A 15312-nucleotide genomic window follows, 5' to 3' on the forward strand; every position below is an offset into this window, starting at 1 on the left:
CAAATTTTTGAAAATCATGCTCGAACACAGGTAAATAACACTATTCCGACTACGATTATTTTGCAATTCGGTAGATTACAATCTAATTTACGTCATTATTACCGCTTGAAAAATAAAATTTCTTGGGTCTCGAACTGACGCTAGTACTTTTCCCCGTCAATGCCAACTTTCAACTGATTACTGTCCACTGAAAATTGCTCACTCCCTACCAACTTCGATTTCGACTCCGCCTGCCTCGGCAGGCAGGCTCAATCTCCGTTCTCGTCATTCGGCGGCTGAGCCTGCCCGTTCCGTTCAGGCGGGCGTAGCCGAAGCCACCTGTCACTGTTCACTGATTACTGTTTACTGTTTACTGTTTCCTGCCAACTGTTCACCGTTCACTGCTCACCGTTAATTGTTTATTGTTTATTGCTAATTGACAATTGCCATTCACTCCATCCCATTATTCTTCCTATATGCAAGACTTTTCTGTTTTATAAAATCCCAAATAGCGAATAGATCCTGGCTACTTACAATAGCGTTAAAATTGGCATCGACTTCACAGTAATACAAGAAATCGTCTATTTTTTCCATCGGAATTTTGAGTTGCAAAACAAACAGGCTGTCGGCAAATTCTGTGCGCAACTGCTGTGAGTTATTGTATTTAATATCCCTTGCTACCCGTTTCTTCAACATTTTGGTGCGACCGGAAATGGCATTGATCAAAGGATCAATACTATTTAATGGATTGGCAGTGGCCGCATATAAACTACGTTCAGCTTGGGTGCTAATCTTAACATACGCATTGGGCAGTCCTAAGCTAGAGGCGGAAATAACAGGCTCTACATCCATATTTCGCATGTCCCTACCCAGTTCTCCGGTTAGATTATAGGGCATTACTATTACTTCATCCAAAGCAATATTGGATTCCTCCAACGGAATGGATAAAAACTTACTATCAAGGATGCTGGCATTAACCACAATTTCCTTGCGTTTATATTGTACTGCAGAAAAAACAAGGGTATCGTTTAGGCGGACCGCAATGGAGAAAAATCCGTTAATATCGGTAATCGCGGCTTTTTTTGTAGTGGTATTTAATACGTGTGTCGCCGCTACATCCCCATCTTCACTATAGACCTTTCCCTCCAAGGTTTTGGAAAAATCCTGTGCCATTAAACCTTGGGCAAATACACCAAACAAGATCAAAACCAAATATATTGGGATACTACGCACTACGTTCTATATTATTGAAGATTATTGTTCAACCCAGGTCGCTATTGAACTTATTTTGGACGTTGAACACTAGGTTTTAGATATTGGACGCCAGCTTTTAGATGTTGGATTCTTGACATTAAATTTTAGATACTAGACTTTGATCATTCAACTTTCAATTGCCCACTCCCTACCAACTTCGATTTCGATAGGCAATCCCTCTTCATAATTCACTAGGCAAAATTAAGGTCTCGACTGCGCTCGACCGGACAAATAAGTATTGAACCTTGAACTTTCAACCGAATACTGCCAACTGTTTACTGTTTACTGATTACTGACGACTACTCATTGTTCATTGTCCACCAAGAGTTCTCGACTGCGCTCGAACCGACAAAACAGTCACTTCGACATGAGCCCTTTTAATAGGGCGATTGAGAAGTCGCACATATTTGGTCCTAGCCATTTGTATGATTTCTCACTATCGTTCGAAATGACTGCTAACCAATATTTCAACCCACTTCGATTTAGACTCCGCCTACCTGGCGGTAGCCTCAATCTCCGTTCTCTGCATCCGGTGGCTGAGCCTGCCCGTTCCGTTCAGGCGGCCGTAGCCGAAGCCACTGCCCACTATTCACTGCCATTAAGAGTTCTCGATACAAAATGCCTGCCGGCATTTCACTCGAACTGACGCACGACCGGACAAATAAGTATTGAACCTTGAACTTTGAACATTCAACTTTCAACCGAATACTGTCAACTGTTCACTGTTCACTGTTTACTGTTCACTGACAACCGACCCCTGCTCACTATTTCCCCTCTTCCAATAGTTCCAAATAGGACTTGCTATGGGTAACCAAAAAATCGATCAACTGAAATTCATTACGCTTTTGCAACAAAGACCTTTCTGGTAATTGGGTATCACAGTACAATAAAAAATCGTCTATTTTATCCTGTGGCAGTTTAAGATCCAGTACAAAAAACTCATCATCATATACCTGCCTTAGCACCTCACTCACCTTTAAGGGTTCGCGCTCTACCTCGGTATCATCCCCTTTGGCCGCCAACATAAGGGCTTTAAAAATATTCACAAAATTAAGTCCGTCCTTCATACCCTTGTCGGCATTGGAAATGGCAATATTTTCCACCTCCGTTAAACGGTCGGTTTCATAATCATATTCGCGTGCCAGGAATTCCTTGTTTTGGGCTTGAAGAAATTTCTCCTGATTTTCCGGCGTTACCACCACCTCGTCCAGTTCGGTCACCTTTTCGGTCACCTCTACCACCAATCTGTTCTTGTTCAGGATTTCTTGGGTAATCTTAACCAGCATCAATTGATAGTTTATGGCCGTAAACACCAGTTCGTCACCTTCCTTTACCAGAATTCCAAATTCCCCATTATCATTTGTAATCGTGGCCCTTTCAGTGGTAACATTAATAACATTCTCATTGGGAACGTTTACATTTCTATAAAGCACTTGTCCTCTTAAATATTGTCTGTCATCATCCTGAGCATACGAAAATGTTACACATAAAAGGAAAAGAAATAGGAGAATTCTATTTTGCATTTTTTTATTTAAAATTAGATAAATTAAGCATCAAATATCCTATTTTTCTTAAAGAAATAAACTAATAACCCCTTTTTATCCAATTACGGCATAAAGAAAATGTAAGTTAAGATCATAAAAAAGGCATAGACCTTTAAACTTTTGTTAATTTGTATTCCGCCTTTCTCTTAACATGGGTTGGGTTATGGAATCTGAGACCACGCCAAAAATCGTGCTTAGTTCTACCATCGTATTTCAAGGCGCAAAAAGCTTTTGAAATTCGGTCAGAAGATCATAATCCCGGTCCCAGGAACCGGATACAACATTGGACCACGCCAAAAGGCGTGGTTAGTTCGACCATCGTATTTCAAGGCGCAAAAAGCTTTTGAAATCCGGTCAGAACATCATACCACCGGCCCAAGGAACCGGATACAACATTGGACCACGCCAAAAGGCGTGGTTAGTTCGACCATCGTATTTCAATGCGCAAAAAGCTTTTGAAATCCGGTCAGAACATCATACCACCGGCCCAAGGAACCGGATACAACATTGGACCACGCCAAAAGGCGTGGTTAGTTCGACCATCGTATTTCAAGGCGCAAAAAGCTTTTGAAATCCGGTCAGAAGATTATACCACCGGTCCCAGGAACCGGATACAACATTGGACCACGCCAAAAGGCGTGGTTAGTTCGACCATCGTATTTCAAGGCGCAAAAAGCTTTTGAAATACGGTCAGAAGATCGTACCACCGGCCCAAGGAACCGGATACAACATTGGACCACGCCAAAAGGCGTGGTTAGTTCGACCATCGTATTTCAAGGCGCAAAAAGCTTTTGAAATCCGGGTCTCACTAAAATTTAAAAAGATGCAAAAAATACTTTTGGCCAGCACCTCTACCCTATTCGGACAGGCCTATTTGGAATATTTATTGGAAGAACTGCAATCTTTTTTTGCAGGTAAATCTACCATCACATTTATCCCATATGCCCGTCCCAGTGGCATTTCGCATGATGCCTACACCCAGTTGGTCCAAACGGCCTTTTCCAAAATAAACAAAACGGTGGTAGGTCTCCATAGCTTTAAGGACCCCTTGGAGGGTATGGACAGAGCAGAAGCTATTTTTACCGGTGGTGGCAATACCTTTCTACTCGTACAGCAATTGCATCAGCTTGGCCTTATGAACCTTTTGAGGAAAAAAATAAATGATGGCACCCCGTATATGGGGACTAGTGCGGGGAGCAATATAGCCGGCCCCAGTATGAAGACCACCAATGATATGCCCATAGTATATCCTCCCAGTTTTGATACCTTGGGCGTGGTAAATTTTAACCTTAATCCCCACTATTTAGACCCGGATGCCAAAAGCCAACATAAAGGGGAAACCAGGGAGACTAGAATCCGAGAATTTCATATCTTTAATAGCACCCCGGTCATTGGACTACGGGAGGGCAACTACATAATGGTAGAAGGAAACCACAAGACCCTAAAGGGCAAGGGTACGGCACGTATTTTTGAGGCGGGGAAAAAGCCTTACGAAAGTGGAAATATTCCATTTTAACGGTAAACGAATTCAGTTCAACTAGTACTAAGGTATTTTACCCGATAAAGCCGGCTTAATATTGCTATAATATTACTTTTATGAGTCAAGTTCATACAACAGTGTTTACTATTTTGGCCGAAAGAATGTGTATGGGTTCCAGAGCTTTATGGTGATATTGTAGCAATGCGACTTCAGATGGGCTGCCTACCAGCTAGGGGAACTAAATGGTGTTGCCATATTATCGTCAGTCCCAAAAAAAGTCCGAAACACATTTCAGAATCCATCGGCCTGGGAAACATTGGCGATTTACTAGACGCCATTGACTCTTGGAAAATGACCAACTAAACAACATTTAAGTTAAGATAGTAGGAGAGAAACTAAAAAAATTAAAAATGAAAAACATATACTTCTTATTATGCCTGCTAATGGGAATGATGGCGCAGGCCCAAATAAAGATCGGGGATAACCCACAGAACATAGACCCCAGTTCGGTTTTGGAATTGGAAAGCAGCTCTAGGGTATTGGTGATTACCCGAGTGAACACTGCACAAATGAATACCATTACACCCTCCGCAGGGGCTTTGGTGTACAATACGGACATACAATGTATCCATTATTATACAGGTACGGAATGGAAGGACATCTGTGATGCCGTGGCGGGTTCCATTACCTTTACTTCGGTTGATGGTACGGTGGTAATTACGCCTAACGGAGGTAACAATTATGACGTAAAGGTTGGCCAGATAACGGGGATGAATATTGTTAACGAAACCGTTTTTGGTGCCGATATTGCAACGGCCACCATTGGGGAACGGCAATTGGCCCCCAACTCTGTAGGTTCCTCTGAACTTCAGGACAATACCGTAGGAAAGGATGAAATACAGGAGGCTGCCGTGGGCACCTTGGAAATTATAGACGGCACAATTCAGCCGAGCGACATGCAGCCTGGTGCAATTGACCAATTATTGACCACCGATGCGGCAGGCAATGTGGTATGGCTCAACAAAAACGATCTGGGTGCCACTCAGGCGGACCAGACCACTATAACCGGAGCAGGTACTGCTGCGAATCCCATTAAGGTGGCCGATACAGTGATTGGAGATATTTTGGCGAATGCCAATAACATTAGCCAAAACAGTGCGGATATTGCGGCCAATACCTCTTCAATTAATAATCATATCGCTGCAGATGGGGATTTGAGCAGTACAAATGAAATTTTAACGTCCGCGGTAATCCAAGGCAATGAATTGGTCATAACCGAATCTAACAATGAAACCAGGGTAGATTTGGGAGCTTTTAACAATACCGGTTCTGATAATCAAAACTTAACACTTTCAGGTAATAATTTGAGTATAACTAATGCTAATACAGTGAATTTAGCCGGATTTTTAGATAATACTGATAATCAGAATTTGACTAGTGCAACTCTCAGTCCAACCAATATATTACAGATTAATATTGAAGATGGCAATCCAGCCACAGTGGACCTTAGCTCTCTGAGCGGAACCGGGACTGATAATCAAAATTTAACTGGCGCAACCCTTCTAACTGGCAATATACTCCAAATTGATATAGAAGACGGAACCTCTGCAACAGTAGATCTAAGTTCCCTTAGTGGAACGGGGACAGATAACCAGCAACTAACAATTACTGGTGGCAATATACTAACTCTAGAGAACGGTGGAACCGTAGATTTAAATCCATTTTTGGATAATGTTGATACCGATGACCAAACATTAAGTCTTTCAGGTAATGAGATTACTATTTCAGAAGGTAATACAATTGATTTAAGCCCTATATTGGCTGCCGGTGGAAGTGATGACCAACAATTAACCTTGGCCGGCAACTCATTAACACTGGAAGATGGTGGAGCTGCAATAAGTCTGATACCCTATTTGGATAACACCGATGAACAAACAATATCTGATTTTACATTTGATGATACCACTAATATTCTAACACTTACTATTACAGGGGGTAATACGGACACAGCCGATTTATCGGCTCTTGCTGGAGGAGGATCAACAGTAGCGGCTGACAATATAACAATTACAGGTGTGGGAACCGCAAGCGATCCAATTAAGATTGAACCCTCTACTGTTTTGGGTCAATTTCTTAGAACGGAACCTGTTACGGGCAACGTTATTTGGGATAATTTACCATCTGGTGTTGGAAATGCTGTAGTCGCAGATGAGCTAACCATTACTGGCGATGGAGAATCTACGCCATTACAAGTCATAACTGGTGGCATTACGACTACGCAAATTTTTGATGGGACTATTGCTGATATAGATATTGCGGACCAAGCAATAACTCTACCTAAACTGGTAAACGGTACCGCAGCGGGACAACTGATGCAATGGAACGGGACCGACTGGGTACTTGTTGCAGATACCGCCTTGACTCTTACTGAAACAGATGGTATTATAGGTAACGAAATCACGGACGTTACTAATGGAACACTGGCTAGATCAGGAACTGGAACAGGTGCCGACCCCTACACTCTAGGAGTCGCAGACCTTGGTGTTGGTGCAGCTCAGCTGGCCAATGATGCAGTGACATTACCCAAAATGGCACCGGGTACCACAGCGGGACAACTGATGCAATGGAACGGAACCGACTGGGTACTTGTAGCAGATACCGCCTTGACTCTTACTGAAACGGATGGCATTATTGGAAACGAAATCACGGACGTTACTAATGGAACATTGGCTAGATCGGGAACTGGAACAGGTGCCGACCCCTACACTCTCGGTGTCGCCGATCTTGGGGTGGGTACGGCACAACTTACTGACAATGCTGTTACTACAATAAAAATAACGGACGACAACGTTACCTTGGCAAAATTGGCGAACGGAACAGCCGCAGGACAACTGATGCAATGGAACGGGACCGACTGGGTACTTATTGCAGATACCGCCTTGACTCTTACTGAAACAGATGGTATTATAGGTAACGAAGTAACAAACGTAACCAATGGAACCCTAATAAGATCTGGAACTGGAACGGGCGCAGATCCCTACACTTTGGGAATCGCCGATCTTGGTGTAGGTACGGCACAACTTGCTAACAATGCCGTTACTGCAATAAAAATAACGGACGACAACGTTACCTTGGCAAAATTGGCCAACGGAACAGCGGCAGGACAACTGATGCAATGGAACGGGACCGACTGGGTACTTGTAGCAGATACCGCCTTGACTCTTACTGAAACAGATGGTATTATAGGTAACGAAGTCACAAACGTAACCAATGGAACCCTGGTAAGATCAGGAACTGGAACGGGTGCAGATCCCTACACTTTGGGTGTCGCAGACCTTGGTGTTGGTGCAGCTCAGCTGGCCAACGATGCAGTGACATTGCCAAAAATGGCACCGGGTACCGCAGCGGGACAATTGCTGCAATGGGACGGGACCGACTGGGTCTACATTACAGAAGCCGATATTTCAGCCACTGCGGTCGAGGTCGATGGGATAATAGGCAACGAAGTCACAAACGTAACCAATGGAACCCTGGTAAGATCGGGAACTGGAACGGGTGCAGATCCCTACACTTTGGGTGTCGCAGACCTTGGTGTCGGTGCAGCTCAGCTGGCCAACGATGCAGTGACATTGCCAAAAATGGCACCGGGTACCGCAGCGGGACAATTGCTGCAATGGGACGGAACCGACTGGGTCTACATTACAGAAGCCGATATTTCAGCCACTGCGGTCGAGGTCGACGGTATTATAGGAAATGAGGTAACAGATGTAACCAATGCAACTTTAGAGCGCTCGGGAGCAGGTACCAATGCCGACCCCTACACTTTGGGAATCGCAAACCTTGGTGTCGGTGCGGCACAAATTGCAAACGATGCCGTAACTCTGCCCAAAATGGCAAACGGTTCAGCAGCCGGGCAATTGCTGCAATGGGACGGGACCGACTGGGTATACATTACAGAAGCCGATATTTCAGCCACTGCGGTCGAGGTCGACGGTATTATAGGAAATGAGGTAACAGATGTAACCAATGCAACTTTAGCACGCTCGGGAGCAGGCACCAATGCCGACCCCTACACTTTGGGAATCGCAAACCTTGGTGTCGGTGCAGCACAAATTGCAAACGATGCCGTAACTCTGCCCAAAATGGCAAACGGTTCAGCAGCCGGGCAATTGCTGCAATGGGACGGGACCGACTGGGTATACATTACAGAAGCTGATATTTCAGCCACTGCGGTAGAGGTCGACGGTATTATAGGAAATGAGGTAACAGATGTAACCAATGCAACTTTAGCACGCTCGGGAGCAGGTACCAATGCCGACCCCTACACTTTGGGAATCGCAAACCTCGGTGTCGGTGCGGCACAACTTGCAGACGATGCAGTCACTCTGCCCAAAATGGCGAACGGTTCAGCAGCGGGACAATTGCTGCAATGGGACGGATCCGACTGGGTCTACATTACAGAAGCCGATATTTCAGCCACTGCGGTCGAGGTCGACGGTGTCATCGGGAACGAGGTGACAAATGCCTCCAACGGTACTTTACTCCGTTCTGGTTCCGGTACAAATGTAGACCCATACACTTTGGGGATCGCAAACCTCGGTGTCGGTGCAGCACAAATTGCAAACGATGCCGTAACTCTTCCCAAAATGGCGAACGGTACAGCAGCCGGGCAATTGCTTCAATGGGACGGATCCGACTGGGTATACATTACAGAAGCTGATATTTCAGCCACTGCGGTCGAGGTCGACGGTATTATAGGAAATGAGGTAACAGATGTAACCAATGCAACTTTAGTACGCTCGGGAGCAGGTACCAATGCCGACCCCTACACTTTGGGAATCGCAAACCTTGGTGTCGGTGCAGCACAAATTGCAAACGATGCCGTAACTCTGCCCAAAATGGCAAACGGTTCAGCAGCTGGGCAATTGCTGCAATGGGACGGGACCGACTGGGTATACATTACAGAAGCTGATATTTCAGCCACTGCGGTCGAGGTCGACGGTGTCATCGGGAACGAGGTGACAAATGCCTCCAACGGTACTTTACTCCGTTCTGGTTCCGGTACAAATGTCGACCCATACACTTTGGGGATCGCAAACCTCGGTGTCGGTGCGGCACAACTTGCAGACGATGCCGTAACCACTATCAAAATTGTCGATGAGAATGTAACTGTGGAAAAAATAAACCCATCCACCACCAATGGACAGGTACTAACTACAGTCTCAGGAAACGTTCAATGGGCAACACCTGCATCCTCTTCAATTCCTGCTGGAACTTCAGGTGCTATCTTTTTTTCTGATGGCAGTGGTGGCCTAAGTGATAACCCCACTAATTTATTTTGGGATGACTCATTTGGTGGTGGTGGAGCATTAGGGATTGGAACAAATAATCCTTCAAATAAGCTTCATGTAACCGGAGCTGTAAGAGCGGAAGGTGGATTCAGAAGTACTTTCGGAACTTTGCCGTCAAGCGTTGCATACAGTTTCGATAGCGATTCGGACACAGGAATGTATAGAGCTGCAGCCAATCAACTTGGCTTTGTAACAAATGGTGCAGAGGCCCTACGAGTTGATGCAAGTGGTAATGTTGGTATTGGAGTTACAAACCCAATACGAAATCTTCATGTTGGCGGAGAATCACAATTTGACGGAGATGTATATGTCAGTGGATTGGGGTTGGTACATGATGTTCCAGATTACGTCTTCCAAAAATACTTTTTAGGGAATTCCAGTTTAAAAGAAAGTTATGATTTCCAGACCTTGGCCCAAATTGAGGCTTTTGTTATAAAGCACCATCACTTACCTGGGATAAAGTCAGCAGAGGAAGTTAAACAAAATGGCTTTTGGAATTTAAGTGAGTCCAACCTGCAAAACCTCGAAAAAATAGAGGAATTGTTCCTACATACCATAGAACAGGAAAAGAAGATAGATCAGCTTAAAACTGAAAACGAATCCCTGTCCGCAGAACTGCAGTCGCTCCGTAAGGACATGGATGAAATAAAGGCATTATTACAAAAACAGTAGCAAGAACTAGATTTAAAACATAGTTCCAAGAACATGAAAAGTATCATCTACATACTCGCACTTTTGCTAGGCCTAGGGCTACATGCCCAAACTGCCCTGTACAATAGTGGCAACATCAGGATCCACAATGAGGGGCAGATAGGGTTTCATACCGATCTGATCAACAACGCGGCCTTTGACCAAAACTTGGGTCTGGCAGGCTTCTATGGCAGCAGCATGATCAGTGTTTCGGGGGCCTTTATGCCGGTGTTCTTCGATACAGAGATTGCCAATGACCAAGGTGTGATGCTCAATACCGGTATGAGTGTTAGTTCCAATACCAATTTTGTAGCGGGCAACTTTATGACCCCAAGGGCACAACAGGATGTTTATTTTAATTTTCTACAAGATGCCTTTTATGTGGGGGAAGGCGATCTTTCCAAAGTAGACGGCTATGTGTCCGTAAATAACGAACGGAATTTTGTTTTTCCGGTGGGCGACGCCCAACAATTACGATCCTTGACCCTCAATAGTGCCGGCACCAACACCTTTGCCAAATGTGCCTATTATTTGGAAAATGCCACCAACCCGGCCACCTTTCCCGAGAGTTTTGACCCTACCAAAAAACCACGGACCATGGGCGATATTAGTCAGGTTGAATTTTGGCATTTGGAGGGCAGTGTATCTTCTTCGATCCAGATCAGTTGGAACGCGCGCAGCAATATGGCCGCCCTTACCGAGGATGTGGCCAAGATCATCCCCGTAGGTTGGAGCATTGGTGGCAGATCATGGGTAAATTTGGGTGCGGCCTCCGTGGTGGGCGACCTAACACAGGGGTTTTTAATTTCGGATAATTTTGTGCCGGACAATTACGCGGTCATCACTTTTGCCTCCGAAGCCACGGCCAAAGAATTGCTTACGCTGGACAATTACCTGGTAACGCCCAATGGCGATGGGGTAAACGATGCCCTATATATAGAGGAATTGGAGCTATCCGATGACGATATCATCACCATTTATAACCGCAACGGCCAAAAAGTATACCAGGAAAGCAATTACACCAACGGCTTTACGGGCTACTCCAACCTAAACAATATCGTCATAAACCGCGCAGCGGGTCTTCCCAATGGGGTCTATTTTTATATTATTGAAATGAAAGACCTTAAACTTAATTATCAGGGATACTTGTACTTGGAGCACTAAACAGGTTCAAAGTTCAAGGTTTAAAGTCTTGTTTCTTGTTTCTAGTTTCTAGTTTCTGGTTTCTGGTTTCTAGTTTCTTGTGTCTAGTTTCTAACAACTATTAATTTAAAACTGCCAATTCAATTGCGGAGTTAAAATCAAAATAGCACCCAATTATATACCTCTTCAATACCACCTCTGAACGGAAGCATAATCCAAAACTCTTAAAACGTTAAATCCATAATTTGGCAACTTAATGGCCTTAAAAAATGAAGCCTTTTTTTAAGCGTCACATAAAAACAATCGCTCTTAAAACCCTTAAAGTTCCAAACCCGGAAGAAAGGGAAACATCGGTAACCACACGTGTTTTGTAGGCCTATTCTTTCATTTTACAGCTCGATTAACTGCGGATTCTATAGCCCAAATTTTCAATATTGCGGGTACACAACAGGTTTTATCTCGTTCACAACATTTATTGAGGATCTGATACTTAGTCATCTAAATTTGGGGTTATATAGGTCGTTACGCCCAAATTTTGCCTTAAATGGATTTTAAAAAATTACTAGTTCTCCTGTTTTTGATCGGTTGCGGTTACGCAACTGCCCAGGTTAAAATCGGAGAAAATCCCAATAGCATAAATGCTGCTTCCATAGTTGAATTGGAAAGTACTACAAAGGCATTTGTTCTTACAAGAGTTACCAATTCTCAAATGCAAAGTATTAAGCCTCTCCGTGGGGCAATGGTGTTTAACACCGATTCACAATGCGTTTTCTTTTACAACGGAATCCAATGGAATAACCTTTGTACAGGTGGGTCAACTGCAACTGGGGGCGTTGGCATACAATCTACAGTCAATAATGGCAATGGGACCATTACTTTCAATTATACAGACGGAACAAAATTTACCACTACAAATCTAACAGGTCCTCAAGGGCCTGCAGGTATTTCTGGTAAGGACGGAATTGATGGTGCTACTGGGGCGACCGGAGCCGAAGGCGACCAGGGCGTCAAGGGTGATACAGGTGCTACTGGCGCCGATGGTAAGGACGGAATTGATGGAAACGACGGTGCCACAGGTGCAATCGGAGCAACGGGTGCTGACGGAAAAGACGGAATAGATGGAAATGATGGGGCTACAGGCGCAACGGGAGCAACTGGGGCTGACGGAAAAGATGGAAATGACGGTGCTAAAGGTGATACTGGCGCACAAGGAATACAAGGTATAACCGGAGCAACTGGTGCCACAGGTGAAACTGGAGCAACCGGGGCCGACGGAAAAGACGGAATAGATGGTGCCAAAGGTGATACTGGTGCCGCAGGAACAGACGGAATTGATGGAGCCAAAGGTGATACAGGAGCCGCAGGAATTGACGGAAATGACGGTGCCAAGGGTGATACTGGTGCAACTGGCGCGGATGGCAAAGATGGAATAGATGGTGCCAAAGGAGACACTGGAGCGACAGGTTCTACAGGAGCAACTGGGGCTGATGGAAAAGATGGTATTGATGGTGCCAAAGGAGACACTGGAGTGACAGGCGCCGACGGGAAAGACGGAATAGATGGTAATGACGGAGCTAAGGGTGATACCGGAGCAACTGGTGCCGATGGCAAAGACGGAAGTGATGGAATCGACGGTGCTAAGGGTGATACCGGGGCAACGGGTGCAGACGGAAAAGATGGTATAGACGGAGCCAAGGGTGATACTGGAGCGACAGGCGCCGACGGGAAAGACGGAATTGATGGAAATGACGGCGCTACAGGTGCTACGGGAGCAACTGGTGCAGACGGAAAAGACGGAATCGACGGTGCCAAGGGTGATACTGGAGCAACTGGCGCGGATGGCAAAGATGGAATAGATGGAATAGATGGAAATGACGGCGCTACAGGTGCGACCGGAGCCAAAGGCGACCAGGGCGTCAAAGGTGATACCGGAGCACAAGGACCAATAGGTCTAAGTATAACCGGTGCTCAAGGACCTACAGGTGCCAATGGAGAAAAAGGAGAAAAAGGAGACAGAGGAGATACCGGAGCCACTGGGGCAACCGGAGCTCAAGGACCAATAGGTATAAGTATAACCGGAGCCAAAGGTGACAAGGGAGATACTGGAGTCGCGGGAACTGACGGAATAGATGGTGCCAAAGGAGACACTGGAGCGACAGGCGCTGACGGTAAAGATGGTATAGATGGAAATGATGGGGCCACAGGTGCAACCGGAGCCAAAGGAGATACAGGAGCAACAGGTGCTGACGGAAAAGATGGAATAGACGGAAATGATGGGGCTACAGGCGCAACGGGAGCAACTGGGGCTGATGGAAAAGATGGTATAGACGGAATTGATGGTGCTAAGGGTGATACTGGGGCCAAAGGAGACACTGGTGCAACAGGTGCCGACGGTAAAGATGGAATTGATGGAAATCATGGCGCAAAAGGTGACACTGGAGCAACCGGAGCTGACGGAGCCAAAGGCGATACTGGTGCGACCGGAGCACAAGGACCAATAGGTCTAAGTATAACCGGTGCTCAAGGACCTACAGGTGCCAATGGAGAAAAAGGTGATAAAGGAGACAAAGGCGACAAAGGAGATACTGGGGCAACTGGAGCCACAGGGGCTCAAGGACCAATAGGTATAAGTATAACCGGACCCAAAGGTGACAAGGGAGATACTGGAGTCGCGGGAACTGACGGAATTGATGGCGCGAAAGGAGATACCGGAGCGACAGGCGCCGACGGGAAAGATGGAATTGACGGAATTGACGGTGCCAAGGGTGATACCGGAGCAACGGGTGCCGACGGAAAAGATGGTAAAGACGGAATTGATGGTGCTAAGGGTGATACTGGAGCAACTGGGGCTGACGGAAAAGATGGTATAGACGGAGCCAAGGGTGATACTGGAGCGACAGGCGCCGACGGGAAGGACGGAATTGATGGAAATGACGGCGCTACAGGTGCTACGGGAGCAACTGGTGCAGACGGAAAAGACGGAATCGACGGTGCCAAGGGTGATACTGGAGCAACTGGCGCGGATGGCAAAGATGGAATAGATGGAAATGACGGCGCTACAGGTGCAACCGGAGCAACTGGTGCAACGGGTGCCACTGGCGCGGATGGAATAGACGGAATTGATGGTGCGAAAGGTGATACTGGCGCACAAGGAATACAAGGTATAACCGGAGCAACTGGTGCCACAGGTGAAACTGGAGCAACCGGGGCCGACGGAAAAGACGGAATAGATGGTGCCAAAGGTGATACAGGAGCCGCAGGAATTGACGGAAATGACGGTGCCAAGGGTGATACTGGTGCAACTGGCGCGGATGGCAAAGACGGAAATGATGGAAACGACGGTGCCACAGGTGCTACCGGAGCAACTGGTGCTGACGGAAAAGATGGAATTGATGGTAATGACGGCGCTACAGGTGCTACGGGAGCTACTGGGGCTGATGGGAATGACGGAATTGATGGTGCTAAGGGTGATACTGGGGCCAAAGGAGACACTGGTGCAACAGGTGCCGACGGTAAAGATGGAATTGATGGAAATGATGGCGCCACAGGTGCAACCGGAGCAGCGGGTGCCGATGGTAAAGACGGAATTGATGGAAACGACGGTGCCACAGGTGCTACAGGAGCAACTGGAGCTGATGGAAAAGATGGTATAGACGGAATTGATGGTGCTAAGGGTGATACTGGGGCCAAAGGAGACACTGGTGCAACAGGTGCCGACGGTAAAGATGGAATTGATGGTGCCAAAGGAGACACTGGAGCAACCGGAGCTGACGGAGCCAAAGGCGATACTGGTGCGACCGGAGCACAAGGACCAATAGGTCTAAGTATAACCGGTGCTCAAGGACCTACAGGTGCCAATGGAGAAAAAGGT

General features: G+C 46.1%; 6 protein-coding genes. 4 read left to right on the top strand and 2 right to left on the bottom strand.

Features of this window, described 5'->3' with window-relative positions; translation table 11 throughout:
- Positions 1–429: 429 nt before the first annotated feature.
- A complete protein-coding gene (locus MWU78_RS21830; RefSeq protein WP_247001864.1) occupies positions 430–1212 on the bottom strand; it encodes a carboxypeptidase-like regulatory domain-containing protein in 783 nt (260 codons plus the stop codon).
- 785 nt (positions 1213–1997) lie between these two features.
- On the bottom strand, positions 1998–2756 hold the full coding sequence (locus MWU78_RS21835) for a carboxypeptidase-like regulatory domain-containing protein (RefSeq protein WP_247001866.1): 759 nt from the start codon (positions 2754–2756) through the stop codon (positions 1998–2000).
- Between the two features lie 844 nt (positions 2757–3600).
- On the opposite strand from MWU78_RS21835, the gene pepE reads away from it, so the two are divergent.
- The 4 genes from pepE to MWU78_RS22480 all read left to right on the top strand — a co-directional run.
- Complete coding sequence (gene pepE, locus MWU78_RS21840) at positions 3601–4293, top strand: dipeptidase PepE (protein ID WP_247001868.1); 693 nt, start codon at positions 3601–3603, stop codon at positions 4291–4293.
- Between the two features lie 374 nt (positions 4294–4667).
- Entirely contained in the window at positions 4668–10280 is a 5613-nt protein-coding gene (locus tag MWU78_RS21845) for a hypothetical protein (RefSeq protein ID WP_247001870.1), read from the top strand.
- A gap of 33 nt (positions 10281–10313) precedes the next feature.
- On the top strand, positions 10314–11462 hold the full coding sequence (locus tag MWU78_RS21850; protein WP_247001872.1) for a gliding motility-associated C-terminal domain-containing protein: 1149 nt from the start codon (positions 10314–10316) through the stop codon (positions 11460–11462).
- Between the two features lie 523 nt (positions 11463–11985).
- A partial coding sequence (locus MWU78_RS22480; protein WP_281503891.1) for a collagen-like protein occupies positions 11986–15312 on the top strand: 3327 nt, incomplete at its 3' end.

The sequence above is a fragment of the Arenibacter sp. F26102 genome (genome assembly GCF_023015865.1).
GTDB lineage: Bacteria > Bacteroidota > Bacteroidia > Flavobacteriales > Flavobacteriaceae > Arenibacter.